The 26481-nt window shown below is 67.9% G+C and carries 21 protein-coding genes, 1 tRNA gene and 2 pseudogenes; 10 read left to right on the plus strand and 14 right to left on the minus strand.

What is annotated here, in order from left to right:
• The first annotated feature begins 66 nt into the window (after positions 1–66).
• The 3 genes from ABZV38_RS02240 (at position 67) to ABZV38_RS02250 (ending at position 2998) form a co-directional block, all read left to right on the plus strand.
• On the plus strand, positions 67–918 hold the full coding sequence (locus tag ABZV38_RS02240) for a GntR family transcriptional regulator (protein ID WP_356323910.1): 852 nt from the start codon (positions 67–69) through the stop codon (positions 916–918).
• A gap of 132 nt (positions 919–1050) precedes the next feature.
• Positions 1051–1770, plus strand: a complete 720-nt coding sequence (locus ABZV38_RS02245) for an HAD hydrolase-like protein (RefSeq protein WP_356323632.1) — start codon at positions 1051–1053, stop codon at positions 1768–1770.
• Positions 1771–1903: 133 nt separating this feature from the next.
• Positions 1904–2998: a phosphotransferase gene (locus ABZV38_RS02250; protein WP_356323634.1), complete on the plus strand. Its 1095-nt coding sequence runs from the start codon at positions 1904–1906 to the stop codon at positions 2996–2998.
• A 56-nt stretch (positions 2999–3054) separates the two neighbouring features.
• On the opposite strand, the gene ABZV38_RS02255 is transcribed toward ABZV38_RS02250, so the two are convergent.
• A complete protein-coding gene (locus tag ABZV38_RS02255; protein WP_356323912.1) occupies positions 3055–4044 on the minus strand; it encodes a zinc-binding dehydrogenase in 990 nt (329 codons plus the stop codon).
• Positions 4045–4143: 99 nt separating this feature from the next.
• Here ABZV38_RS02255 and ABZV38_RS02260 point away from each other — a divergent pair, with 99 nt between their 5' ends.
• A complete protein-coding gene (locus ABZV38_RS02260) occupies positions 4144–4800 on the plus strand; it encodes a TetR family transcriptional regulator (protein ID WP_356323636.1) in 657 nt (218 codons plus the stop codon).
• 18 nt (positions 4801–4818) lie between these two features.
• On the opposite strand, the pseudogene ABZV38_RS02265 reads toward ABZV38_RS02260, so the two are convergent.
• A pseudogene (locus tag ABZV38_RS02265) lies at positions 4819–4935 on the minus strand (DUF2199 domain-containing protein); the annotation flags it as partial.
• A gap of 178 nt (positions 4936–5113) precedes the next feature.
• On the opposite strand from ABZV38_RS02265, the gene ABZV38_RS02270 reads away from it, so the two are divergent.
• Complete coding sequence (locus ABZV38_RS02270) at positions 5114–6568, plus strand: MFS transporter (protein WP_356323638.1); 1455 nt, start codon at positions 5114–5116, stop codon at positions 6566–6568.
• A 9-nt stretch (positions 6569–6577) separates the two neighbouring features.
• On the opposite strand, the gene ABZV38_RS02275 is transcribed toward ABZV38_RS02270, so the two are convergent.
• Entirely contained in the window at positions 6578–8008 is a 1431-nt protein-coding gene (locus ABZV38_RS02275) for an FG-GAP and VCBS repeat-containing protein (RefSeq protein WP_356323639.1), read from the minus strand.
• Between the two features lie 1188 nt (positions 8009–9196).
• Between ABZV38_RS02275 and ABZV38_RS02280 the strand changes: the two genes are divergently transcribed.
• Both ABZV38_RS02280 and ABZV38_RS02285 read left to right on the plus strand, forming a co-directional pair.
• Positions 9197–9844, plus strand: a complete 648-nt coding sequence (locus tag ABZV38_RS02280; protein WP_356323641.1) for a methyltransferase domain-containing protein — start codon at positions 9197–9199, stop codon at positions 9842–9844.
• Between the two features lie 121 nt (positions 9845–9965).
• Complete coding sequence (locus ABZV38_RS02285) at positions 9966–10145, plus strand: hypothetical protein (RefSeq protein ID WP_356323643.1); 180 nt, start codon at positions 9966–9968, stop codon at positions 10143–10145.
• Between the two features lie 321 nt (positions 10146–10466).
• Here ABZV38_RS02285 and ABZV38_RS02290 read toward each other — a convergent pair whose 3' ends face one another.
• The 7 genes and pseudogenes from ABZV38_RS02290 to ABZV38_RS02320 all read right to left on the minus strand — a co-directional run bounded on the left by ABZV38_RS02290 (position 10467) and on the right by ABZV38_RS02320 (position 20280).
• Positions 10467–10901: a VOC family protein gene (locus ABZV38_RS02290; protein ID WP_356323645.1), complete on the minus strand. Its 435-nt coding sequence runs from the start codon at positions 10899–10901 to the stop codon at positions 10467–10469.
• A gap of 1041 nt (positions 10902–11942) precedes the next feature.
• On the minus strand, positions 11943–12662 hold the full coding sequence (locus ABZV38_RS02295; protein WP_356323647.1) for an SDR family oxidoreductase: 720 nt from the start codon (positions 12660–12662) through the stop codon (positions 11943–11945).
• A gap of 447 nt (positions 12663–13109) precedes the next feature.
• Positions 13110–13967 carry an alpha/beta hydrolase gene (locus ABZV38_RS02300; protein ID WP_356323649.1) on the minus strand — a complete coding sequence of 286 codons (858 nt, stop codon included), beginning with the start codon at positions 13965–13967 and terminating at the stop codon, positions 13110–13112.
• A 234-nt stretch (positions 13968–14201) separates the two neighbouring features.
• Entirely contained in the window at positions 14202–14519 is a 318-nt protein-coding gene (locus ABZV38_RS02305) for a winged helix-turn-helix domain-containing protein (protein ID WP_356323914.1), read from the minus strand.
• Positions 14520–14742: 223 nt separating this feature from the next.
• Positions 14743–15537 carry an alpha/beta hydrolase gene (locus ABZV38_RS02310; RefSeq protein ID WP_356323651.1) on the minus strand — a complete coding sequence of 265 codons (795 nt, stop codon included), beginning with the start codon at positions 15535–15537 and terminating at the stop codon, positions 14743–14745.
• Positions 15538–16707: 1170 nt separating this feature from the next.
• The gene (locus ABZV38_RS02315) at positions 16708–19185 is read right to left on the minus strand and encodes a SpoIIE family protein phosphatase (RefSeq protein ID WP_356323653.1); all 2478 of its coding nucleotides are present in this window, start codon (positions 19183–19185) and stop codon (positions 16708–16710) included.
• Between the two features lie 887 nt (positions 19186–20072).
• Positions 20073–20280 (minus strand): annotated as a pseudogene (locus tag ABZV38_RS02320) (hypothetical protein).
• A gap of 235 nt (positions 20281–20515) precedes the next feature.
• On the opposite strand from ABZV38_RS02320, the gene ABZV38_RS02325 reads away from it, so the two are divergent.
• Positions 20516–21364, plus strand: coding sequence for a hypothetical protein (locus tag ABZV38_RS02325; protein ID WP_356323655.1), 849 nt, complete (start codon positions 20516–20518; stop codon positions 21362–21364).
• A gap of 168 nt (positions 21365–21532) precedes the next feature.
• On the opposite strand, the gene ABZV38_RS02330 is transcribed toward ABZV38_RS02325, so the two are convergent.
• Positions 21533–21772: a DUF6233 domain-containing protein gene (locus ABZV38_RS02330; protein WP_356323657.1), complete on the minus strand. Its 240-nt coding sequence runs from the start codon at positions 21770–21772 to the stop codon at positions 21533–21535.
• A gap of 23 nt (positions 21773–21795) precedes the next feature.
• Between ABZV38_RS02330 and ABZV38_RS02335 the strand changes: the two genes are divergently transcribed.
• Entirely contained in the window at positions 21796–22293 is a 498-nt protein-coding gene (locus tag ABZV38_RS02335; RefSeq protein WP_356323659.1) for a tyrosine-type recombinase/integrase, read from the plus strand.
• 93 nt (positions 22294–22386) lie between these two features.
• Here the strand turns inward: ABZV38_RS02335 and ABZV38_RS02340 are convergent.
• Both ABZV38_RS02340 and ABZV38_RS02345 read right to left on the minus strand, forming a co-directional pair.
• A tRNA-Pro gene (locus ABZV38_RS02340) sits at positions 22387–22460 on the minus strand.
• A gap of 110 nt (positions 22461–22570) precedes the next feature.
• Complete coding sequence (locus ABZV38_RS02345; protein WP_356323661.1) at positions 22571–23509, minus strand: metallophosphoesterase; 939 nt, start codon at positions 23507–23509, stop codon at positions 22571–22573.
• Positions 23510–23588: 79 nt separating this feature from the next.
• Between ABZV38_RS02345 and ABZV38_RS02350 the strand changes: the two genes are divergently transcribed.
• Positions 23589–24053 carry a GatB/YqeY domain-containing protein gene (locus ABZV38_RS02350; RefSeq protein ID WP_356323663.1) on the plus strand — a complete coding sequence of 155 codons (465 nt, stop codon included), beginning with the start codon at positions 23589–23591 and terminating at the stop codon, positions 24051–24053.
• Between the two features lie 97 nt (positions 24054–24150).
• On the opposite strand, the gene ABZV38_RS02355 is transcribed toward ABZV38_RS02350, so the two are convergent.
• A complete protein-coding gene (locus ABZV38_RS02355) occupies positions 24151–26388 on the minus strand; it encodes a transglycosylase domain-containing protein (protein WP_356323665.1) in 2238 nt (745 codons plus the stop codon).
• Positions 26389–26481 lie beyond the last annotated feature (93 nt).

A 26481-nucleotide genomic window follows, 5' to 3' on the forward strand; every position in this document is an offset into this window, starting at 1 on the left:
CGTAAACAACTCCCGCTTGATGGCGGGAAGTTGTAGCGTTCCGTTGTGACCCCTGAGCGCACAGCGATGAACGGCAACCGTAGGCCCACACCTGATGAGGTGGCGGAGGCGCTTCGGGCGCGCATCCGTACCGGAGACCTGAAGTCCGGCGATCACCTGCCGACACAGGCCGTGCTGGCCGAGGAGTTCGGGGTCGAGCGCGGAGTGGTCCGGCTGGCGCTGCAGCGTCTGCAGGGTGACGGGCTGCTCACGGCTGTCACCAGAGGGGCTCCGCCCCGGGTCGCCAGCCCGGCCGAGGTCGAGGTCCCCCAGCAGACGGCGGCGGGGCTCGGCCCCCGGATCCTGGGAGCGTTCCAGGGCGACGCCGTACGGATCGATGCGCTCTGTCTGACGGCCGAGTCCCTCACCCTCGCCCTGGCCGAGTCGTTGCAGCGGATCAGGGCGGGGAGGCTTTCTCCGAGTTCGGTGAAGGTCCGGGTGATGCTGCCCGCCCGTGACCTCGACCTGGCCTTTCCCCGGCGGGCCGAACCTCTGCAGGGCGACGGGGCGGTGCACGAGCGCTGGCTGGCGCTGCGCAACTCGCAGGGTCAGGTGCTCAAGCACAACCTTGAATCGCTGCGCAGCACGCACGACCTGGACGTCGAAGTGACCATGAGGGCGTTGCCGTTCACTCCGCCGGTGAAGCTGTACTTGCTGAACGGAACGGAGGCGCTGTTCGCGTACTACACGGTGGAGAAGCGTGAGGAGCTGATCAAGGGCTCACCGATCGAGCTGTTCGATGTGCTGGGCAGTGACTCGACGCTCTTCCGCTTCGAAAGCACTGCCGGGGTACGCGATCAACTGTTCGTGGCGCAGTCCGCGGCGTGGTTCGAGAGTCTGTGGAACACGATTGCGACCGAACTGGTCCTGGGCACCTGACACGGAGTGCCCCAATTGTCGTCGTGGTCATGTCGATTGATGGCCCGACTCCTCTGACGTTCCCGGAGTCTGCGGGCAGTATGGAGGGTGCGAGCCCCCGCCACTTGCCTGCTGCCCCACGGACGGAGTGCTGTGACCAACCCGCACCCGAGGGCGTTGTCGGCCCTTTTCGCGTCGGCCAAGTGTGTGCTCTTCGACTTCGACGGGCCCGTCTGCGATCTGTTCTCCGGCCACACTGCGAAGCGGGTCGCAGAGGCGCTGGCCGACGAACTGGGGCTGCGCGGGGGCGATCCGGCCAGCGTGTCCGAACCGGTCGGAGAGAGGGACCCGTTGGCCGTGCTGCAGGCGGTCGCCGGCCTCTACGCGGACTCCGACCTGGTCGGGCACCTGGAGCGGCGGCTCACGGCCGAGGAGGTCAAGGCCACGGAGAGCGCCAAAGCGACTCCGGACGCCGATGTGCTGATACACACCCTTCGCGACGAGGGATACGTCTTGGCCGTGACGACCAACAACTCCGCAACCGCGGTGAATCACTATCTCGCCGGCCGCAGCATGGTCGACTGCTTCGGACGGCATGTGCATGGTCGGATGCGCGATCCTGCACTGCTCAAGCCGCATCCGCACTGCCTGGGCCGGGCCCTGGAGTCGACCGGATCGGCGGCGGCCGACGCACTCATGATCGGGGATTCGCGGGCCGACCTCGAAGCCGCCCGGACGCTGGGAATTCCCTTCATCGGATATGCGAAGAACCACAGCAAGTGGGAGGCACTGGGTGCCGAGGACGGGGTCACCGTCGAGCGTCTGGAGCTTCTGGTCGAGGCGGTGAAGGGTGTGCGGGGTCAGCGGCGGTGAAGGGCGTTCGGGCGGCGTGCGGTCGGGTGGAGTAAAGACACGGGGTCGTCCGAGTCGTACACGCCTCAAAGACGATGGCACCAGTAGTTTCCCTTCAACAGCTTCAGTCCTGTACCACCGAAGGCACCGAGACATGGCAGTTCCGCTGGAATCCGAGGTCAAGCGCCGAGCGGCGGACACGTTTGGGCGGCCTTTCGACGACCCGGCGATCGAAGGTCCCCTCAAGGGGCACCACCACGAGGCCTACGCTGTTCCGCTGCCCGACGGGGGCCGCGCCAAGTACCGGGAGCCCCGCGCGGGGCTGCTCTGGTTCGACCGGAGATGTTTCGCCTCGGAGGAGGAACTGCTCCTGGAGCTGCAGGGACGTGTGACGCGGATCCCGGAGGTGATCGACCGTGGCGTACGTGTGCAACGGTTCATCGAGGGGAGGACTCTTGGGGCCGGCGTGCTGCCGAGCAAGGCCCTCTCACCGAAGCACCGGTCCCAGCTCGGCGAGCTCTTCGGTGAGCTGACCTCCCTCGGCATCGACGATGTCGGAGCGCGCAGGGTCTGTGACGGCGTGGACCGTCCCGGCGACGGCGACTCCCACGGATTCCTGACTCGACTGATCAATTTCACGGAGCAACGCGTGTACCTGGAGCATGGCGTCGCGTATCACGGGCTCCTGGCAGAACTCGGCGTGCGGGACGGTGCGTTGGACCGTCTCAAGGTCCGGGCCGAGGCACTGACGCCGCGCTCTTTCTCGCTGATCCACGGTGATCTGCACCGACGTAACTTCATCGTCGACCGCGAGGGCGATCTTTGGGCCATCGACTGGGAGCTCGCCATGATCGGTGATCCGCTGTACGACCTCGCCACCCACCTCCATCTGATGCGTTACTCGGCCAGGGAGGCGGACCGGGTCGGCGAGCTCTGGCGAAGAGCGGTCGAGAGCCGGCGCCCGGAGTGCGTCAAAGGCTGGGACACGGACCTGAACGTGCTGCTCGCGTACAAGAGGGCACAGTCCGTCTACACCGACGTGATTCGGGGTGCGCTGGCGCTGATGCAGCAGGGCGCCGAGCCGAACCGGCTACAACTGCCCAGGGTCGCCTGGCGGATCAAGCGGGCGCTTGGGGCGGCACGCCTACCGCTCGGGCTGGAGTCCGAGCCCTCGGTGGGTGAGGTGATCACCGCCTATGCCCGCTGGCTGAAGGCGCGCCCACCCGTCGTCACCGCAGCCGCACGCTGAACAGCACGCCGACCGGGCCGGCCGGCCTTTGCGCCCCAGTTCCCCGGCCCGACCCGTCACTCCTGCTCCCGCGTGCTCAGCAGCACCTTGCCCAGCAGGCTGCGCTCCTCGATCGCCGTGTGCGCCGCGGCCGCCTGTTCCAGCGGGTAGACGTGCCCGATCACCGGTCGCAGCCGCCCGGCCGCCGCCTCACCCAATGCGTGTCCGGCCAGGCGTACGTACTCCGCATCGGTCAGCTGCACGTCCCCGATGCCGCGCAGCGTGATGCCGCGCAGCGCGGCCTCCTGCGGGTCGATCGGCGCGAAGCCGCCCGTCGGTGCTCCGTGGGCGGAGAAGCGGCCGCCGTCGGCGGTCAGGGTGAAGGCGGCCGCGCCCATGGCGCCGCCGACCCCGTCGAGGACCACATCGGCCGGGCCGCCCGCCGTTTCCAGGGCCGTACGCGCCTGGCCCAGCCACCCCGCGTCCGTGCCGTCGATGACGTCGTCGGCACCCAACTCCCGTACCAACGCCGTCTTCCGGTCGCCGCGGGCCACCGCGACGACGTGTGCGCCTGCCGCGTGGGTCAGCTGCACGAGGAGGGTCCCCATGCCGCCGGATGCGCCGAGGACCAGTACGCGTTCGCCGGGTCCGGGGGCGGTCGCCTCCAGCAGTGCGGCGGCCGTCACCCCGTCGTGCGTGAGGGCGGCGGCCTCGCGCAGCCCGAGTTCGTCCGGTACCGGCACCAGGTGGTCGGCGGGGGCCGCCGCCTGCTCGGCATACCCGCCGGTGAAGCCGACGGAGGCGATCACCCGGCGGTCGGCCCATCCCGCGTCGACGCCCTCGCCGACCGTGCGCACCGTCCCGGCGATCCCGCCGCCCGGTACGTACGGCGGCCGGACCGGGAAGTAGTCGCTGAACGCACCCGACCGGATCTGGGTCTCCACGAAGAGCGTGTCAACGTGGCTCACGTCGATCACCACCTCGCCGGGCCCGGGCATCGGGTCGGGCAGCTCGGCCGGAACCAGTACCTCCGGGCCGCCCAGCTCCCTGACCAGCGCCACACGCATACGGATCACACCTCTCCGTCACCGGGTGGCCGGCCTGTCCGGTGCCCGTGCGACCACTCTCGGACGTCAAGTCCGGTTGAGGTCAAGGGCGTACCCTTCATGGTCATGAGCGGAGAGAAGACCGGATCCGGGACGGCGGCGCAGGCGCCGATCAGCCTGCGTGAGCGGAAGAAGCAGCTGACGTACCAGGCGGTCTCCGATGCCGCGATCGCCATGTTCCTGGAGCGGGGCTTCGACAAGGTCTCGGTGGCCGAGGTGGCGGCCGCCGCCGACATCTCCAAGCCGACACTGTTCCGGTACTTCCCGGCCAAGGAGGACCTGGCGCTGCACCGGTTCGCCGACCACGAGGACGAGGCGGCCCGGGTGGTCGCGGCCCGGGGCCGGGACGAATCGCCGCTGCACGCCCTGCGCCGCCACTTCCTGGACGGCCTGGAGCGCCGCGACCCGGTGACCGGGCTCTGCGATCACCCGCAGGTACTGGCGTTCCACCGGATGCTGTACGGGACACCGTCACTGGTGGCCCGCCTGTACGGATACCAGGGCCGCTCGGAGGCGGCGCTCGCCCGCGCGCTGGGTGACGGCGTACGGGAACGGCTGGCGGCGGGGCAGATCATCGCCGTACAGCGGATCCTGGCGCTGGAGAACTGGCGGCGCATCGACGCGGGGGAGAGCGCGGACGAGGTGTACGAGGACGCGGTGCGGGCGGCCGAACTCGCCTTCGTGCAGCTGAGGTCGGGGCTGGAGCAGGCGCGGTAGGACAGGTGGCCGCCCGGCTCAGGCAGGGCCGCCGTCCCCGGGGTGCAGCACCGCTTCGGCGATCTCCCGCATCCGGTCCCGGGTGATGTCCGTCCGCTGTTCCACGGCGATGGGGTGGTCCGTGGGTTCCAGCTCGGCGCGGGAGTGCCGTCCGACGAGCGTGGGTCGTTGACGGGATCGGTGAGGGCCAGCTGTATAGGGTCTTGGCAACCCTCCCTCTCGGCGAGGCCCGTCCGCCCCGCATCGGACGGACTTTCCCGGCAGGCCGTGAGCGCGGACGTGACCGATCATCAGGAGTGCTGCCGTGCGCCCCATGGAGACACCATCTGCGCCCGGCAGCCTCGGTTGGAACCGTGAGACAGCGACGCTGGCGCTCCTGTCCTTCGCCATGCTGATCGTTTCGCTCGACCAGTACATCGTGGTCGTGGCACTCCCCGACATCGCACGCGACCTCGGCTATTCCGCGCAGACACTCCAGTCGGTCATCAGCGCCTACGCAGTGGCCTCGGCCGGCTTCCTGCTGTTCGGCGGGCGCGCCGCCGACCTGCTCGGACGACGCCGCGTCCTGGCCACCGGCCTCGCACTCTATGCCGGGGCAGCGCTCGCGGGAGGATTCGCGACCGGCCCCGGAATGCTCCTCACCGCCCGAGCATTCCAAGGTCTCGGCGGAGCTCTCGTCTTCCCCACCACCCTGGCACTCATCAACACCACCTTCGTCGAAGGCCGCACCCGCAACCGCGCATTGGGAATCTGGGGAGGGTCAGGTGCGGCAGGACTCGTCATCGGCGTGCTGCTCGGCGGTCTTCTGACGCAGGCGTTCGGCTGGGAAGCGGTCTTCCTCGTCAACGTCGCCCTGGCCGGCCCTGCGCTGCTGCTTGCCTTCGTAGTGATCCCCCGGGACGGTGAACGCGAAAAGGGCCGCACGTTCGACCTACCCGGTGCGCTCAGTGTCACTCTCGGTGTCACCCTCATCGTGTTCGCCCTCGTGCAAGGCCCCGGATGGGGCTGGCTCTCGCCGGGCATCCTGGTGAGCGCAGTGGCGGGCCTCCTGCTGATCGGAGCCTTCGTCCTCATCGAGCGGCGCAGCCACGACCCGCTCATGCCACCTCGGCTGCTCTCCAACCCCAACCTGATCACCGGCGTCGTCATCGCGTTCATGTTCATGGCGACCTTCGGCTCCGTGCTCTACTTCCTGTCCCTCTACTTCCAGGAGGTTCTGGGCTACGACGCGTTGCAGACCGGCGCCGGCTTCCTCATCCCTACGGCAGTGGTGGTGGCCGGTTCGACAAGCGCAGGCCAGCTCGTGACGCGGTTCGGTCTCCGGCGCACGTTGGCCGCAGCTCTCGCCGTCGGTGCGCTCGGTGCGGTCGCAATCGGCCTCGCGATCGCGCCGAACGGCACATACATCGAACTCATCCCCGGCCTCGTGGCGCTCAGCATCGGCGACGGGGTGGTCTTCACCACCATGTTCATCGCCGCCGCCACCGGAATCTCCGACCGACAACAGGGCATCGCCTCCGGCATGGCCTCCACCGGCTCGGGCGCGGGCGCAGCTGTCGGCCTCGCCATCCTCGTCCTGGTAGCGACTGCCGGCCTCGACGGCCTCTCCGGTGAGCGGCTCCGCATCGCCACCGCCGACGGGATCAGCACCGCGCTCTTCGTTGTGGCAGGCGGAATCGTGCTGACCTTCCTCGTCGCCTTGAGCCGGTGCCCGACACCGCCCGAACCGGAACCTGCCCCCGTGCCGTACCAGACCCGTCGCTGCTGACTGCCCGGCTCAGTCGAGCAGTGACTCCCCGAGCCGCGATCCGTTCGCGAGGCCGTAGTCGTCGGAGCCGAAGACCTTGGAACTGGAGCCGGTGAGGCCGGACGAGGTGCCCAGCAGGGTCCACAGGGCTCCGTTGCGACCGTTCTCGAAGGGTGCGGTGACGGCCAGGTCTGCCTTGCCGTTGTGGTTGTAGTCGGCGAGCCGGACCTGGCCGCCGAAGAGGTCACCGGTCTCGGGGCTGCCCGGCACCCCGGTGGTGCCCTGGGAGATGCGCACGACCCCGGACATCGACACTCCGGAGGCGGAGCCGCGGAACACCGCCACATCGCCGGCGTTCTTGGTGCTGCCGAGGTCCTCGCCGTTGACGCCGACCACCAACTCGGCCCGCCCGTCAGCGGTGATGTCGCCGATCGCCAGCGAGTTGCCGAAGCCGTCGGCATCCTCGTTGGCGCCGGGCACACCGGCGCTGTTCTGGTGGATGACTACCGGACCGCCCACGCCCGTCGCGGTGCCGTACCGCACGGTGACATAGCCGGCGCCGGCGCTCGGATCGGCGGCGGAGTAGTACTCGGGCCAGGTGAGGGACGCCGCCATGTCGTCGTAACCGTCCCCGTTGATGTCGCCGAGGGCGACTGCCGTGCCACCGCCGGTCACCTGCGGTGCCGCCTGCGGCCTGCCTGCCGCACCGTAGAAGACGTCGACGGCCGGCCGGTCGTACCCGTAGTCGCGTCCGGTCACGGCCAGGTCGTCCTTGCCGTCCCCGTTGATGTCGCCCACGGCCGCCTCGCTGTTGCCGAGCTGCCCCCCAGGCCCGGTCAGGCCGGTGTACGTCGGTTCCGGCTGGCTCCCGCGGGCGAAACCCCCCTCATACACGGCGACGGACTCCGACTCGATCACGGCGAGGTCCGCACCGCCGTCCCCCGTGAAATCTCCCACCGCGACATCCCAGCCGTGGGCCTGCCACGCGTGCGGGTCGGCCACCGCGGTCGTGGTGCTGCTGGTGAACGGCTTGGTGCCGCCCCAGAGGATGGTCACGCTGCCCTGGCCGTCGTTGCTGCCCACACCCTCGTGGTCGGCGCCCACGACGAGGTCCGCGTATCCGTCCGCGTCCAGGTCTCCGCCGGCGATCGAGATACCGAAGCGGTCTCCTTCCTCCGGCGTCCCCGGAACCCCGGAGGAACTCTGGTTGAGCCCGACCCGCTTGGTGGTCAGACCGGTGGTGGAGCCGAAAGCCACGATCACGCCCCCCGCGGCCGAGGCGCCGTTGATGGTCTTGTACGGCATGCCGATCGCGAGGTCCCGGTGTCCGTCGCCGTTGAAGTCGTCGGCGTACTTGGCGGGGGCGGCGACTGCCGGTGCCGCGGTGACGGCGGTGAGCAGGCCACCGGTCAGCGCTGCTGCGGCCACGGTGGCGACGACGGTGCGGAGCTGCAGAGGCATGGCGGTGTTTCTCCCTGGGACGGGTCCAGACGGTTCCGTAGACGGCCCAGGGGACTGAACGGTTGTGCGAGGCAGGCATGGCGTTCGCGCAGCCTGACCGATGAGTCCTGCTTCGCCGACTCCGGCTCCGGCGCCGCCGCCTCTCCCGCCGAATGGCTCCCGGATACAGCAGAGGCCACCTCCTCAGTTGAGGAGGTGGCCTCTGGCCTGTGTTTCAGCTGTCGGGGAGAACGCCGGGGCCCTGGGGGTGGCGGGATTTGAACCCATGACCTCTTCGTCCCGAACGCGATCGCGTGCTCAAGTGGTCTTGTTTGTCTGCTATTTGACCTGAACTGACGCGCAAGGTTCTGTCCGTAGTCGTCCATGAGAGTGCGAGGAAGGCCACCGCCGGTGGCCCCCCGTTTGGCCCCCTCGACTGTCAGCCGATGCGCTAGAGGTTGTCCCGTATGGGGTGGTAGTTATGCCCTGGGGGTCATGCCCAGCCCTTGTGCGAGTCCCTGGTCCGCCGCCCCACGCTGCAGTGCCCCACTTTCCCCCGAGCCGCCTCTGCGCCGCAGTACGACCAAGCACACCCCGGCCGCGGCCGCGAGCGCAACCACCATGGAAACAATGAAGATCATGGGTCCCCCGTTTGTCTGGCGGAGCCGTCCTGTGGCCCCCTGTTGATCCGTTACTGTCAGTATCGGCGCGATGACGGAGTTTGTGAATACCGCGGTCATCGCGTCTACGGGACAGCCCTTAGCGATGATCTACTCGCCAATCAACAAGCCCGGACGTCTGAGCGCTCCACAGATCTCGGTCTGCGAGGAGCGGATGTCTGTCCACCCTGCTCTCCCCGCCGCGGCGACGCGTATGCGCCTATGCGGGGTGTCATGTGGTGAGAGACGCAGCAGAGGGCGGCGAGGTCGAGGAACGCCAGGCATGGGTCCGCCCCCACTGCTGGCCGGGATGCGCGGGGCCCAGCCCGGCATGAGGAACGGGTGGTGGCCCCGGTGTCTCTCCCTGCTGCGGCCTGGACCTCCGCCCGACAGGCCGTACGGGGTTCCGGGAGGTGCGCATGCCGTCGACGATCTGGAGCGGCGCCATCAGCTTCGGCCTGCTGAACTAGCGATAGCCCTGGCGAACAGGCGGGAGGGAAGATTGTGATTCTCTCGGCTCGCCTCCGCGCCAGGAAATACTGTCGCGAGCATGGTCGAACACGATGCCCCCAGTGTCACCCGCGAGGCCTACGACGCTGCTGCCCATACCTATGCGCAGCGGTTCCGCGATGAGCTGCGTGACAGGCCTTTGGATCGCGCGATCTTGACTGCCTTCGCCGAGGTCGTAAGCGCGAGTGGGGACGGTCAGGTCGCGGACTTGGGGTGTGGACCTGGCCATATCACCGCTTATCTGCATGAGTTGGGGCTGGCGGCGTTTGGCGTTGACGCCTCTTCCGCGATGATCAAGTTGGCTCGACAGGCCTATCCGGGCCTACGGTTCGACGCGGGCTCAATGGCCGCGTTGAACATCGCTGACGGCGTGCTGGGCGGCGTACTCTCACGTTGGTCCATCATCCACACTCCGCCGCAAGAACTCCCCGTCATCTTGGCGGAGTTCCACCGTGTGCTGGCACCTGGCGGCCACCTTCTGGTCGGCTTTTCGGCCAGCGATGATCCGTCTCACCCGACGCAGGTCTTCGATCACACAGTCGCACTGGCCTATCGGTGGTCGCCTGATCACCTCGCCGCGATGCTACGCAAGTCCGGGTTGGCCGAGGTGGCCCGGATGGTTCGCGAGCCTCAGCCCACCGACCGACGGCAGTTCCAGGAGATTCAACTGCTCGCCCGCAAAGCCTAGAACGCTTGAAGGCGCTCGATCGGCCACGCGCTCATTCCGTGCTCTGGTTCTTCCCAATCTGAACCGGTGCTCACTGATCTCCGCTCCTGGTCGTAGGCCAACCGAGACCGACGGTTGTTCGTTGATGGAGATGCTGGTCGATCTGGGCGAGCTTATTCTGTGCGCCCGCGAGGCTGACCTGCAGTCCTTCAACCTTGCCGAGCCGGCCTTCGCGGCTTCGGCGATACGAGCGATGAGGTTGTCGCGAATGTCGATCAGTCGCCCCGTTGATCCGGGTCAGGTCGGAGCAGTGAGCATCTGACACAGGCTTAACCGAAATGATCTTGACTGGCAGTGCAGCGCGCCCAAGCTCGTGCTCCTCACTAAGAGTGACGGAGGGGATTTCGTCGCCGACACCCTCGGGCGTGTCGGCGCGAGAGCCCGGACGAAGGAGTGCACGGAGGTGCGTGAGCGCGCATTGTCTGCGGCATGAGCGGATGTTCGCGCCGATCGCCGCTAGATTCGTGCTCGTGGACACCGAAGGGTGGTTCTGGATCAGGACCGTTGGCGCGCCGCGGGACGGCGACCCTCGTGATGGCGAACTGCACCAGTCGACTCGCGAGGGTGCCACGTTCGCGGCCACTCAGTCGAGACAGAACTCGTTGCCCTCGATGTCCTGCATCACGAGGCACGACTCGTTGTCGCCATCGGCAAGCAGTAGTCGCACGCGTACCGCGCCGAGCGCGGCCAGTCGTGCGCATTCGGCCTCGAGTGCGGCGAGGCGCTCTTCACCCACGAGCCCGGTGCCGACCCGCACGTCAAGATGCAGCCGATTCTTGACGACCTTGCCTTCGGGAACGCGCTGGAAGTACATTCGCGGGCCCACACCTGAGGGATCCATGCAGACAAACGCTGAACCCTGACGCTCAGGCGGCAGCGAGCGATTGAAATCGTCCCAAGTAGCAAACCCCTCCGGTGGCGGCGGTACGACGTACCCCAACACCTCGCACCAGAAACGAGCGACGCGCTCAGGTTCTGCGCAGTCGAAGGTGACTTGGAACTGCTTGATCGACGCCATCGGTGCATCATAGAGGCGGGGTCTTTCGTCGTCTCCACGGGCCCGCCCCTGGCTAGGTTGTGGCGCATGCGGCCGACTCCTGGCGATGAGTGGAGCGCAGTTAGACACTCAGGCCGACTCGGTGCGGCATCTGATCTGTGGCTCTAGCCAGAACGGAGTTAGCCCCCTGATAGGGCTTCTTCGCCGTGGGGGTATGCAAGATCGATTCTCGTGATGTCCCTGAAGGAGAAGCTCACCCAGACCAGACGCGCGGCCTGTGCGATCTTGTCCGGCAGGTCCGCCACGCCTCTGTTTTTGTCTGTCAGCGAATGGACAGGACAGAGCAGGATGTTGTGACACGGGATGCCAGTGGGTCCGACTCGGGTCGGCCCCGCACGCAGCAGGGACACCAGTGGATCGACGACGCAGGAGCCCGGCCGGACCAGTCCGTATGCCGTGCTCCCCGAGCCGGGAAGGAGACGGCGAACTAGGCGGCGCTGCACCTGCCTTGGCGCTGGTACTCCAGCAGCGTCCCTCTGTCCAGCCTGGTCGGATGGGTTGCCTGTCGTGTGCCGCGAAGCCGGGGGTCAGGGACTGGCGCGTTCCCAAGTCGTTTCGAGGGCGTGCCTCTTGAGTTGCCGAATGTTCATGGCGTGTTCGCCGCGGCTGGCGGGCAGTCAGCAGGCGCCCGCTTTGACCGCCGACGACACGACGCACAGGCCGTCCTTGCGGGGGTGTCGACGGAGTTCGTGGACGTAAGCCCGCCGGGAGCGTCGAGGGACGGCGCAGTGGGACAGGCAGCCGGGAACCCGTGGGGTCGGTCGGCGTTGCCGACCACCACGTTTCGCCTCGACGCCGTCCGTGGATCGGTCGCTCGCGCAAGTAACGAGCCGGAACGCCCGGGCTGTGACACAGTGCGCCCCTGCGCGCCCTCGCCGCGGCTGGTCCCGATCTGCTGTCCACGCACCGGCCCGGGGCGCCGACCGTCGTGATGTCGCGCCTGGGCGGCGCTTCACTGCGGGGCACCACGGTCACGGGCCGTACGGTCGCCGCCGGCCGTTCTCAGGCGCTGTTGCGGCCGATGCTCGCACCGCCGTCGACGCGCAGGGTCTGGCCGGTGATGAAACCCGCCTTCTCGGAGAGCAGGAAGGCGATGGCGGCTGCGAGCTCGTCCGGGCGCCCGAACCTTCCCATGGGAACAGTCGCCAGGTAGCGGGCGGCTGAGGTCGACCCCGGCGGGTTGGTCTCCCGGAACAACTTGGTCTCGGTGGGGCCCGGGGCGACGGCGTTGACGGTGATCCCGTGTGCAGCAAGCTCTCCGGCCCAGCCTCGCGTCAAGAACTCCAGGGCGGCCTTGGCCGCACCGTAGGACGTTCGATCGGGCAACCCCAGGGTGACCAGGCTGGTGACGTTCACCACGCGGCCCCAGGACCGTTCGAGCATGCCGGGCAAGACGGCCTGGACGATCTGGACCGCGGTGCGCACGTTCATGTCGAGAACCGCGTCGAGGTCGGACAGAGCGACCTCCCCGACGGGCGCGGCTCGCACCAGACCCACGTTGTTGACCACGGCGTCGACCGGTCCCGCGCCCAGCACTGCGCCCAGGACCTGATCGGTGGCCGCACGGTCGGCAAGGTCGGCTTCGTGGAACTCGCCGGGAAAGGACTGCGGCGCGCTGCGGGCAATGCCCACGGGGGTATGACCTTCTCCTGCCAGCTGCTCGGCGAGGGCGTGGCCGATGCCTTTGGACGCGCCCGTGATGAGTACTCGCCTGCGGGTCATGGGTTCACTCCTTTGCTGCGCTGATCCGCGCATCGATTGTGTGGGGGGCGGGGGGCCTTGCCCCAAGGCCGGGTAGTCAGCGCGTTGGTGGGCGACGTCAAGAGGGGCAGTGAGACGTCTCCGTGCTGGTCAGAACGCGAGCAACGCGGCTCCGTCGAGACAGGTGGTCGACCAAGACGTCCTGCCATGGACCTCCTCAGTAGACCCGTGGGCCGTTAGGACCACAGCCGCGCCGCGACGCCACCGCCCGACAGCGCTCGCAGTGGCGTCGGAACCGGCACGGTCCGCTTCGTTCTCCCGCTGGACCGTGCCGGCTCGCTGCGGCCCGCAGTACGGTCGGCTGACCGCAGTCCCGACCGGGCGGTGCGGCCCGGGGCGCCACCGCGCCTCACCTATCTGGTCGGGACCGGCAGCCGCTGCACCGCGCGCCGCAGCGGGGCCGTCGGCTCAGCCGACCTGGGAGGCGGCTCGCTCGACGAGCCCGGTGACGACGCCCGGGTTGCTGACATGGACCGCGTGCGGAGCGTCGATCTCGATGGTGTGGGAGCCCGCGCGCTCGGCCATGTAGCGCTCGGCGGCCGGCGGGATGACGTGGTCCTTACTGGGGACCAGGTACCAGGAGGGGATGGTCTTCCAGGCCGGGGTGCCCGAGGGGTCCCCGGCCGCCTGGGCACTGATCGGGCGCTGGGTCGCGGCCAGGGAGGCGGCGGTGGGGGCCGTGAGGCGGTTGCTGAGGAAGACGTCGCGGAACTTGTCCGGCTTGATGTAGAGGTCCACGCCCGTCGTGCCGTCGGCCTGGGGGAAGGGAACAGCGTTGAGCGCGGTGGGCACCGGCGCGGCCGGGTCGTCGGAGAGGTGCGAGCCCGGGAACTTGGCGAACATCTCGTTGCCGCTCTCGCCCTTGTCGAGGGCGAAGCCGGCGACGTAAACGAGGGCCTTGACGTTGGAGCTCTGGGTGGCGGCGTTGGTGACCACTGCGCCACCGTACGAGTGGCCGACCAGGACGACCGGGCCGGGGATCGTCTTGAGATAGGCGGCGAGGTAGGCGGAGTCGCTGGCCAGGCCGCGCAGCGGGTTGGCCGGGGCGGTCACCTTGTAGCCGTCCGCCTGCAGGCGCTTGACCACACCGTCCCAACCGGCGGAGTCCGCCCAGGCGCCATGAACCAGGACGACGGTCGGCCGGGGCTCGGCCGACTGGTGCCCGGGGGCTGCGGTGGCAATGGGGGTGACCACGGCGGCTGTGCCGAGTGTGGCGGCCAGGGTGGTGAGAAGAGCGCGGCGCACGCTCCTGGACGTACTGAACATGGAGTCCCTCCAAGGGATGATTGGCGGTCGTCGGCCTGCGGTGACCTGAATTGCCGCAGGGCCGGAGACGATCCAGTTGGAAGATGGAACCTGCTTGCGGTTCCGCACTATTGATGAAATAGCTGGACGAAATGTGACAGGGAGAGACGCTGAATTGATACGACGTGCGCCCAATCCGCAAGAAGCTCGGGCCGATCAGGCCCAGGAGAAACCCGCCGCGGGCCGCTGCAACGTTCACTGAGCGGGTGGGATGATCTTCGGGTTGATCATGCCGGGAAGGGGCTGCCGGGGGTGAGTACATCGCCGTCGCGCAAGGGGCACCGATATCCGGTCGAGGTGAATTCCCGCTGTCTGTGGCTGCACTTCCGGTTCCCGCTGTCGTTCCGCCTCGGCCTTGATCGCGGGGAACTCCTCGCACTTCCATCGCTCGACCGCGGCCGGGTCCTGCTGCCAGGCCCGCCACAGTGGCCGCTGAGGTGATAGACCCAGCTCGCGCGGCAGCCACCCGACACTGACCGCGGACAGGGCGACCCCGAAGTCGCGGCGGATCAGTTCCGGCTACCCGGGACCGGGCTTGGCCCGCAACGCGTCCTCCCCGCCCTCACGGCAGGCGGACAGCTTGAAGACCGTCGACCGCGGTAGCCCAAGCGCCTGCGCGGCCTCATCCGGGTGCAGGCACTCGTCCTCGATCTGCCGTGCCGTCCGGATCCGGGTGGTGCTCCCTTTCAGCGCTCGGGACGGACAAATGCCGTCCTGAACGCGTAGCGGGCACGGCTCAGTAGTGGGCGAGCGCCCAGTCAAGGGCGTAATCGGCGACCTCCTGCCAGTCGTCCTGGACGGGCATCAGGTGGGAGCGGCCGGGAAACACCTTGACCTCGGTGGTGGTGCCCTCCGCCTTGTAGTGCTTGGCGTTGGACTCCTGGACCTTCGCCGGCATCAGGTGGTCGTACTCGCCGGAGAGGAACAGCAGGGGTGCCCGGCCGGCGTTGTGGAAGTCCACGTACGTGTCAGTGTGGCCGGGGTGAAGGTTGGCCTGCGCGCTGCTCCATACGATGCTGCCTGGTGCGGGGATGTGGTAGCGCTCATACGTGGCGCGGGCCTGGTCCTCGGGAAACGTGTTCGCAAAGGCGTAGCGCCATTGGCCGAAGTCCAGTCCGACGGCGCGGTGCCGGTTGGCCGGGTTCTTCAGGACGGGGAAGAGGGACCGGATCTGGGACAGCGGTACGACCGGCACACCCTCGGCGGGCGCGGAGTTGATCACCACTCCGGCGGCGCCGAGGCCGCGGTCCAGGAGGATCTGGGTGAAGGCGCCGCCGGCGGAGTGACCCATCACTATGGGCGGCCGGTTCAGCCCCGTGATCAGCCTCTCGAGGCTGGAGATGATTGCCGGAACGGTCACAGTCTCGATCGGGGTCGGGTCGGCGTTGAGGGCCTCGACCTCCACCTCGAATCCGGGGTACGGCGGCGCGATGACACGGAAGCCCTTGTTCTCGTAGTGGGCGATCCAGCTCTCCCAGGCCCGCGGCGTCACCCAGAAGCCGTGGACGAGGACGATGGTGTCGGGTTGCATCAGTGTGCTCCTTAGCGGATGGACCGATGGCCGGTCATGATCTGTCGAAGGACGACGCGAGGCGCAACTTCACTACCGGATGCGACGGGGGTGCGGACGGCCGGGATGTCGTTGTCCGCGGCCGGGTTGACGTACCAGGACGGCGACCGTTGCGCACTGCCCACCGCTGAGGCCGGTCACTCCCTCTACTCTGCCGAGACGTTGGGCGGCGGCCATCGGCCGAAACCCAGAAGAGGACAGGCCGACGGGTACGTCTTTGGCCTTTGCCGGATAGATGTAGTCGCCGATTCCCGTGCCGCCGAGGCCGGTCCGACTCGGCCGTAAGCCGGCGCGAAAGGGGGCAATCCTGATTTCGTTGCCGCGTTCGCTACGAGTCTCCGCCACCTCTCTGTCCCGGCGTTCCGATCTCGAACTCTAAGACCGAACGGGTCCGGCAAATGTGACACCGGGCAAGAAATTGCCTCATTGGCAAACTGCAGACTCTGCATCTCGATCAGCTCGGCCTTGAACGTTCCGTTCAGCGCCTCGGCGAGCCTTTCCCCCGGACGCCTGCGGCGCGAAAGGAGGGCGTCCGTGATCCTTTGTGACGACGAACCTGAACACCCACGCGACCGCACCGTATGTGACGACGCGACCCTGCGCACCGTGGCGCAAGGAGCTGTCCTGTTCCAGCGCGGGGTGCCAGACCTGCTCGGGCAGGGCCCAAATCGCGCGGCGGACCAGCTCGGTGACGGGGCGTCCGACAGAAAAGCAGGCGCGGATCCCGCGCGAGCGCAGGGCATGTATGCGGTGCAGGGACGCTTTCGCGCCTCCGGCGCTGTCGGCGCGAACCGATAGGCTACTTCACCTGAAAAGTGCCTCCGACAGGAGCAGGAACGAGGGCCTCAGCAATCCTCCGTTCTCGCTGGTCAACGGCACTTTTCAGATTCGCTGACCACCTGTCGGACAGTCCGCTTCATGAAAGCGCGAGGCCAGTAGTACTCCAGTAGTACTCCAGCAGGACTTCTGTATTTCTCCTGGTCAACGGCCTGGCATGCGGAGTTCGACAAGATTGCCGACAATCTTCCGCAGTTCCTTGATCACATCCGTTGCTGTGTTGTCCGTTTCGCGGAGACGGGCGCGCGCCTCGCCCGGCCGTCCACAGGAGGTGCCGGAGCGGCACACGCCCTGTCATTCTTGTCGGTTGGAGCTCATGCCGGATGCTCGCGATGGGGAGGCGCGGTCTGGTTGCTCCTCGAGTGCGGGGGCAAGGTCTTGTTCGGCCCAGACGACCTTGCCGCCCGATATCGGGCGGGAGCCCCATCTGTGGGACAGCTGGGAGATCAGGAAGAGGCCGCGGCCGTTCTCGTCGATGGTGTGTGCGCTGCGCATACACGGGGTGCTGGCGTCGGTATCGGTCACTTCGACGGTCAGGACCTGGTGCTGGATCAGACGCAGACCGATCGGGCCGGCGCTGTGGCGGACGGCGTTGGTGACCAGTTCACTGACGATCAGGTTCGTGGAGTCCTCAAGACCTTCCAGTCCCCAGTCGGCCAGCTGACCGGCCGCCAGGTCTCGGGCGCGGTGAACAGCGGTCTGGTCGCTGGGCAGCGTCCAGGAGGCGACCTGGGTCGGGCTGAGCGAGCGGGTGCGGACGAGGAGCAGGGTGACGTCGTCGCACGCCGCCTGATCTGCGACCGACTCCATGACGCGGGTGCAGAGGTCTTCCAGGGAGCGATCCGGTTGTGCCAGGGCGGTGCCCAGTCGGCGCATTCCCACGTCGATGCCGTGGTCGCGGGTCTCGACCAGACCGTCGGTGTACAGAGCGAGGAGACTTCCCTCGGGCAGTTCCAGCTCCACGGCCTCGAAAGGGACCCCCAGCCCGATGCCGAGTGGGGCTCCGGTGGGAAGGTCGGGGAAGGTCACCCGGCCCTGCGGGTCGATGATCGCGGGCGGGGGGTGCCCGGCCCCTGCCATGGTGCACTTCCGGGTGACCGGATCGTAGACGGCATACAGACAGGTGGCGCCCACCACCGCGGGGGCGTGGTCCGGGTCGTGGGCGTCTGCTTCCGCCAGTCGCTGGACCGCGGCATCGAGGCGGGCGAGCAGTTCGTCGGGGGGCAGCTCCATGTCGGCGAGCGTGTGGACGGCGGTGCGGAGCCTGCCCATGGTCGCGGCTGCGTTGATGCCGTGTCCGACCACATCGCCGACGACGAGGGCCACCCGGGCGCCGGACAGCGGGATTACATCGAACCAGTCGCCTCCGACGCCGTCGTCGAGTTCGGCGGGCAGGTAGCGCGAGGCCGCCTCGACCGCCGAGCCTCCCCTCAGATGGTGCGGGAGCAGGTTGCGTTGGAGCGCGAGTGCCGTGGTCTGCTTGCGTGTGTACTGGCGCGCGTTGTCCAACGACAGCGCGGCGCGGCCGACGAGCTCTTCGGCCAGGACCAGATCGATCTCCTGGAACGGCACCGGGTCCTTGGTGCGGACGAACAACGCCACGCCCAGCAGGACGCGCCGCGCGCGGATGGGTACGACCATCGCGGAGTGGATGCCGTTCTCACGGATCCTCTGCGCCAGTGCAGGGTTCTGGTCGATCCATGTGCCCGGAGCGGTGTCCAGGATCGGCTCCAGATGGGGCCTCCCGGTGCGCAGGACATCGGTGAAGGGTGAGGCGGGCGGCACGGGGACCGGCTCACCGCGCACCCAGGCTGATTCCGGGACCCCTTGACGGATTGAGGCCAGACCGGCACGTCGGAAAACGGGGAGGCGCTCGCCCATCGAGCCGATGCGGACCGGGGTTCCCTCGCCGAACGGGACCGACTGCTCCAGGTCCACGGCGACGAAGTCGGCGAACAGCGGCACGGCGAGATCGGCCAGTTCCTGACCGGTCTGCATCACGTCCAGGGTCCTGCCCAGGCGCGCGCCGGCCTGGCTGAAAGTAGCGAGGCGCTCGCGCGCCAGCTGGCTCTCGATGACGTCAACGCTGATGGTGCACACCCCCAGGGCCTGGCCGTCGGCGCCTTGGAGCCGGGAGAACGACACCGCGAACGGGTGTTCCGGGCCCAGACTCGTCGGTAGCCATGTCCGGTACTCGTGGACTTTGGTGGTGCCGCTCGCCAGCACCTGCCGCATCACCGCATCGAGCGCTTCGGCCTTGACACCAGGCAGCGCGTCGGTGAGTCGACGCCCAAGCCGCCGGTCACGGGAGATGCCGTCGTGGCTCTCCATCGCGTCGTTCACCCAGATGCCCCGCATCTGCGGGTCACGAACGACGACGCCGATCGGCGCACGGGTAAGAAGCGATCCCCTCACCAGTCCGTTCACCCCGTCCCCGGACAACGTGCCGGCGTCGCTCATGGACACGAGCCACCGCGCTGTTCCGTCCCGCCCCCGCAATATCGAGATCCGCAGACTGACGTCGAGCAGGTGGTCGTCTTGGTGACGCACCTCCGTTGCGCCCGACCAGCCGGTCTGGGCACGGCACTGCTCGACGAACGCCGACATCGTCGGCGCATTTTCGAAGGATGGCAGTACAAGTGCCGCGGAACGGCCCACCACGTCCTGCGCGGAGTACCCGACAAGCCGCTCAGCGGCCTGCGTCCAGGCGACCACGGTTCCCCGTTCGTCGAACAGCGCGATCGCCGATTCCGATACCTCATAAGTACTCATATGCTTACCGAGTGTCACCTGGTCGGTGCTAGTGGTGGTCATTGGACGCTGTCCTCGAATGGCTGGGCGTAGGCGGTGCGGGACTTGGTGTCCGATTAATCCCATCTTCAACCATTTGTCCGGATAGGGCTCTGCTCTGTGACAGTGACGCTGCCGTTCGGTGCTGCAGCCCGATGCGGTCGATGGGTGAGCGCCTGGGGCACGAGGGCGGGTCGGTGCAGGCGCGCTACTCGCACATCACCGCGCGGATGAGGAATCGGCTCATGGGAGAAGTGGCCGAACAGTGGGAGGAGGGGTTGGATGCACGGTTGGCCATGCATCCGCGGTCCCCGGTACGTGCACTCGATGCCGTGCTGGGAGCGTGTCTGGGGTGACGGTTGGGGAGTGGATTTTCATGATCCACTCCCCAACCACTCCCGAGAGACCCCAGAACGCCAGTCAGGATGGCGGGATTTGAACCCACGACCTCTTCGTCCCGAATAAGGTCCGGGTGGAGTCCGAACCTGGTCTCGCCGACATGTATGCAGGTCAGACCCTTGGTATGGCGTGGTCTCCGTAGGTTCTGAAGTCGCACTGGGAGAAGATCTTCTCCCAGATTTCTCCCAGGCGCGGAGCGTTCCCGGGCCAGGGGGCGGCGCGTCGGCAGATTTACAGTCCGCGCTCTACGCACAGGGTGACCTGGGCAGACACGTGGGGCGAGTAGGCCCGCCCCACAGATGCCCCAACGCCCATGTCGCAAAAACCGGCATTTGAGGGTGTCGACGATCACGTATTGGGTGATCGTCGACAGGCCTGCCGCGGAGGAGCGGTACTGGCCGACGGCGGCCAGCCGCTGCCCCATAAACCACGCGCCCTGTCTGGCCTGCGGGCCGGGCAGGGGACTTTCGTCACGCCGCTTCGTACCGGTGGGCTCGTCCGCCGCGCCATTCGATCCAGTGGGGGTCGTCGAGGAGGTCCCAGGCGTCGTCGAGGCCGGCTCGCCTCAGGAATTCGACGAGGTCGCTCGTCGTGGGCGAGGCCGACGATCTGCCCGTTGACGGTGACCCTCCGCCCGCCGGAGAGGAAGAGGCCGTGGACGACTATCGGCGCGCTCATTCCTCCAGGGTGGCCCGGGGTGACCACGGGCGCATCCGGCTGGCCCAGGTGCGCGGGTTCCGGTCCGGCGTAAGGATCGGTGTAAGGGTGGTGTGGCTGGACGATAGGTGTGCCGCACTCGATTCACCACACAGACCACCGTGGAAACACTCCAGCGACACGGCAACGCCCGGGGTTGGCCCGGCGCACCGTTTCCGACGGGCGTACGTGTACGTCCTTGCGGAAGGAGATCGTCGTGCCTGCCAAGCGATCCCTCATCCTGCTCGGCCCCGGACTCCTGGCCTCCCTGACGCTCTCGCCGGTCATCGCCGGGCAGGCCTCGGCCGCCCCGGCTCCGGCGCAGACAGCGGTAACGGCCCCGAGTACCCCCGATCGCCTCGGGGGAGAGCCCCCTCCTGACCCCAACGCCGACGATCTAGTCGACCCCAACTACAAAAAGGGCTCGGCAGCCGGCATCAGCCAAGCCAAGAAGGACATCGTAAGCAAGACCCGCACCCCCGTTCCGGTCCCGTCTGCCAAGGGCCACACCTACAACGATTACCTCTACTACCAGGGCTTCCGCGATGGATACCAGGGGCAATTGGCCCACCACGCGGCAACTGAGCAGAACTCGGGGCTCGCGGTACATGAGTCAATGTTGGCTGCGACAAGGGAGGGGCGAGAGGCAATACAGCAGCGGTACGAACAAGAAGATCGAGAACGTCAGGAATTGAGCATTAGCATTCGCCTCCTCATGCCACCCGAGCATGTGGAGCCGCCGACAACTGTGCAGGAAACGGCACCTCAGGGCCAACAGACCGGTTCGCAGGGCATCACGAAGCCCACGACACCCACCCACCGTACTGGGCAGGAAACGGCACCTCAGGGCCAGCACACCGGTTCGCAGGGCATCACGGAGCCCACGACTCCCACCCGCGAGACTGGGCAGGAAACGGCTCCTCAGGGCCAGGACACCGGTTGGCAGGGCATGACGGAGTCCACTCCCAGTGAGTGGGGAGGATGGGAGGCGGCTCCTCAGGGCCAGGACACCGGTTCGCAGGGCATGACGGAGTCCAGTCCCAGTGAGTGGGGCGGGTGGGGCTGAGGACCAAGGAGTCCCGCGGCGAGACGGACGAGGACGCCACGGTCCACGAGATGAAGCCCCGCAAGAAGGCGGCCGCGAAGAAGACGACGAAGAAGGCGCCTGCCAAGAAGGTGGCGACCAAGAGGACCACGGGGAAGAAGGCAGCCGAGGAAGCCGTGCAGCGCCTGACTACCCGAGCACCCCCAGCTCGGTGTCCGGCCGGCAGTGGATGCAGGCCCGGATCCCGTCGGCGAGGGCGGCGAGGGCCTGCTCGCGGGTGATAGCGCGGTGGCGCTTTCCGGCGGCGTAGCACCCGCCGACGTGAACCTCGATGGGACGTGCGCCTACACCGATGCTGAGCTCAACGATCCAGTCCGGGTGGGCGGCCGCCGCTCCTCGCCCTGCTGCCGCTCCTTCACTCTCGCCCACTCACGTGGGACCACGTCTACCTTGTGACCGAGAACGGGGTCCCGCCGCACGTCGCGGTATGGCGATCTGTTCGACGGCACGGGGAGACCAAGACCCGGAAGAGCCGGCGGACGATTGCCCTGCCGAAGCAGGTGGTGGAAGTCCTCGAAGAGCACCTGCGCTGGCAGAAGCAGGAGCGCGCATCCCATGGGATCGAGTGGAGTCCCGCGGGTCGCGTCTTCACCACCAGAAGTGGCGAGCCCCTCGACGCCGCCAACGTGCGCCGCGACTTCCGGGCCATCGTGGTGAAGGCGGGCCTTGAGCCGGAGTGGACGCCCCGGGAGCTTCGGCATAGCAGCGTGTCGCTGCTCTCCGATCATGGCATTCCGCCGGAACGGATCGCGATGCTGGTGGGACACAGCAGCCAGGCGACGACAGAGGCCGTCTACCGCAAACAGCTCCGCCCAGTGATCACGCAGGGGGCTGAGGCGATGGATGAGATCTTCGAGTTCGGGGCCACGCGCTCCGACAGCGAGGCTTGATCAAAAGCCTTTGGCCCCCGGTTTGGCCCCCCAGGCACGACAGAGGGCACATACTGAAATCAGTATGTGCCCTCTGACTTGCTACTTCAGCTGTCGGGGTGGCGGGATTTGAACCCACGACCTCTTCGTCCCGAACGAAGCGCGCTGCCAAGCTGCGCTACACCCCGATCGCCGCCGGTGTCCCGGCGACATCGATTACTTTAGCCCACCCGCGGCCGGAGACGAAATCCGGTTTCTGCCCCGGCACGCGTCATGTGCCGGGCGGCGGCGCAGGCCGTCAGTCGCGGGGTGTCAGTGTCAGTAGGGTCGCCTCGGGCGGGCAGGCGAAGCGGACCGGCGTGTAGCGGTTGGTGCCGCAGCCTGCCGAGACGTGGAGATAGGCGCGCCGGTCGCCGACCATGTGGCTGGAGAGGCCCTTGACCCGGTCCGTGTCCAGGTCGCAGTTGGTGACCAGGGCCCCGTAGAAGGGGATGCAGAGCTGGCCGCCGTGCGTGTGGCCCGCCAGGATCAGGGGGTAGCCGTCGGCCGTGAAGGCGTCGAGGGAGCGCAGGTACGGGGCGTGCACCACGCCGATCGAGAGGTCGGCGCCCGTCTCCGGGCCGCCCGCGACCTCCGCGTACCTGTCCCGCTTGATGTGCGGGTCGTCGAGGCCGGTGAAGGCGATCTCCAGGCCGTCGATCTTGAGGCGGCCCCGGGTGTTGCTCAGTCCCAGCCAGCCCGCCTCGTCGAACGCGTCGCGCATCGGCTCCCACGGGTTGTGGACGACGCCGACCGCCGGGGCATTGCCGTTGAGACCGTGCTTGCCCTGGGTCTTCTCGAAGAGGTAGCGGGCCGGGTTGCGGAGCTTGGGGCCGTAGTAGTCGTTGGAGCCGAAGACGTACACACCCGGGAGCTCCATCAGCGGACCGAGCGCGTCCAGCAGCTCCGGCACGGCCTGCGGGTCGGAGAGGTTGTCGCCGGTGTTCACGACGAAGTCCGGGCGCAGGCCGGCCAGCGAGTGCAACCAGCCGCGCTTCTTGCGCTGGCCGCTCACCATGTGGATGTCGGAGACCTGCAGGACGCGCAACGGGCGTGCCCCGTGCGGGAGTACGGGGACCGTGACGCGGCGGAGCCGGAACGACCGGGTCTCGAAACCTGCCGCGTAGACGAGACCGGCGGCGCCGACCGCTGCGCCGACTGCCGTGACTTTCAGGGGTACTCCGTAGCGTGCGCGCATGTGCCCATCGTCGCAGACACCGTGCGGCCCGCAGAAAACCGGCGGGCGGTCCGGACCTCGCACCTGCCACAATCAGCACATGACCACGCTCAAGTCCAAGCTCAAGGAAGACCTCACGACAGCCATGAAGGCGCGTGACGAGCTGACCTCGTCCACGCTCCGGCTGACCCTCACCGCGATCACGAAGGAGGAGGTCAGCGGCAAGACGGCGCGCGAGCTCTCCGACGACGAGGTGCAGAAGGTGATCGCCAGGGAGGCGAAGAAGCGCCGCGAGGCCGCCGAGGCCTTCACCCAGGGTGGCCGGACGGAGCAGGCGGTGCGCGAGCGGGCGGAGGGCGAGCTGCTCGACGCCTACCTGCCGAAGCAGCTGAGCGACGACGAGCTGGGTGCGATCGTGGCGGCGGCTGTCGACGAGGCGAAGGCCGCCGGCGCCGAGGGGCCGCGGGCCATGGGCGCCGTCATGAAGATCGTGAACCCGAAGGTTGCGGGGCTCGCCGACGGCGGCCGGGTGGCGGCCGCGGTGAAGAAGCTCCTCGCGGGCTGAGGCGGCAGTTCTCCACCTGCGCGAAGGCGGGGTGGACCGGATGTTCCGGTCCACCCCGCCTTCTGTCTTCTGCGTGGACGGGTGTTGCGTCGAGAGGTCAGGGGCTGGTCTGGCCGCGGGGGCCCCCATTGTTCCCGCCGGTCACGCCCGGCGTGATGGTGATGCCGGGGAACGGGGTGGTGGTGCCGGGCTTGTTCTTGCCGTCATCGCGGTTGTCGCGCCGGTCCCTGCCCCTGCCCCTGTCCCTGTCCTCGTCCTCGTCCTTGGGGGCGTCCGGAATGTCGACGGTGGTGAAGGACGGTGCAGGCTGGCCACTGAGTGCGGTCGTCATGGCGTCGCGCCAGATCGGTCCGGGCACCTGACCGCCGTACACCTTGTCCTGGTACACGCCACCGATGGTGATGCTCTCCATCTCGACGTTCTGGGACGGGCTGCCGACCCAGACCGCACCGGACATGTTCGGCGTGTAGCCGACGAACCAGGCGTTCTTGCGAGCGTCGGTCGTACCCGTCTTGCCCGCGTTGTCGCGGCTGTCCAGTCCGGCCTGCTGACCCGTTCCGGAGTCGATCACGCCGAGCAGCAGCGTGTTGATGGTGTCGGCCGTCGTCTGCGACATCGCCTGCGAGCAACGCGTCTTCGGTACGGGGAGCGAGTTGCCGTCCGCCGTCTTGACCGCCTCGATGGCGATCGGCGTGCAGTACGTGCCCCGGTTGGCGAAGGCGGCGTACGCGCTGGCCATGGTGAGCGGCGAGAGGCCGTTGGAGCCGAGGGTCAGCGTGGAAGGGTTCTGCGGCAGCTTGCTGCCGTCACCCTGCACCACGCCGAGCTTGTCGGTCATCTGCGAGACCGGGCACATGCCGATGTCCTGGAGCATCTGGACGAAGTAGGTGTTGACCGACATCTCCATCGCTTCCTTCAGCGCGTACGGCCCCTCCTCCGACTCGCTCTCGTTCTCCAGGTGATACTTCGGCACGCTGTTGTTGACCCACGGATTTCCGCAGCTCTGAACCGTGTCCGGGTAGTCCATCTCGTACGGCGCCGGGTACATCTGCGTCGCCGGCTTGCCACCCTCTATGGCCGCAGCGGCGAGGAAGGGCTTGAACGTCGATCCGGTCGGGAAGCCGAAGTTCGAACCGCCCATGTCCTTGTTGACCGAGTAGTTGTACTGGGTCTCGTTCGGCCCGAGGCCGTACGGCTTGGACTGGCCCATGCCCATGATCTTGCCGGTGCCCGGCTGGACCAGGGTCACGGCGGTGGCGACCTTGTCCGTCTTGTAGACGTGACTCTTGATCGAGGTCTGCACACCCTGCTGCGCCTGCGGGTCCAGTGTGGTGCGGATCGTGAGACCGCCCCGGTTCCAGATCTTGGCGCGGTCCTCCCTGGTCTTGCCGAAGGCCGGGTCGGTGAGGAAGACCTGGCGTACGTAGTCACAGAAGAAACCGGCCCCGCTGACGGCGGTGATGCAGCCGTTCTGCGGCTTGCTGACCTTCAGCTTTATCGGTGCCGACTGCGCCTTGTCCGCCGTGGCCTGCGAGATGCCCCCGACATCCGCCATGCGCTGGAGCACGGTGTTGCGACGCTTGGTCGCCTCCTCCGCGTCATTGACCGGGTCGTAGCGGCTCGGCGACTGCACGAGGCCGGCCAGCAGCGCGGCCTCCTCCAGCTTCAGGTCCTTCGCCGACTTGGAGAAGTACCGGTGGGAGGCCGCCTCGATGCCGTACGCCTGCTGCCCGAAGAAGGTGATGTTGAGGTAGTTCTCCAGGATCTTCTTCTTGCCGAGCTCCTCCTCGACCTGGATCGCGTACTTCAGCTCCTGGACCTTGCGGCCCATCGTCTGCTGGGTGGCCTGCGCGACCTTGTCCGGGTCGTCGCCCGCCTCCTCGACGAAGACGTTCTTCACGTACTGCTGGGTGAGCGTCGACGCGCCCTGCGCGGTCCCGCCCGCCTGCACGTTGCGGTTCATCGCGCGCAGGATGCCCTTGAGGTCGACCGCCCCGTGCTCGTAGAAGCGCGCGTCCTCGATCGCGACGATCGCCTTCTGCATGTTCGGGGAGATGTCCTTCAGCGGGACGACGGTGCGGTCGCGCGAGTAGACCGTGGCGATCGCACCGCCCTTGCTGTCCAGGATCGTGGTGCGCTGGCTCAGCGGCGGCGTCTTGAGATTGGCCGGGATCTCGTCGAATCCCTCGACCGTCCCCTTGGCGGCGAGCCCCAGAGCCCCGGCGGCCGGCAGCGCGATGCCCGCGAGTACGACTCCGGAGAGTGCGGCGACACCGAGAAACTTGGCGGCCTGCTGGGTCGCGGTGAGACCCCCGCCCGAGCGGTTCTTTGGCATGGGGGCAGCCTACGTTCTCATTCGCCGGACAGGCGTATATGCATTGGCCTAAGCTGCTCCCAACTGTCACAGCAGTCCCGTTGCGTATCAACC

This window comes from Streptomyces sp. NPDC005181 (assembly GCF_040608395.1).
GTDB lineage: Bacteria > Actinomycetota > Actinomycetes > Streptomycetales > Streptomycetaceae > Streptomyces.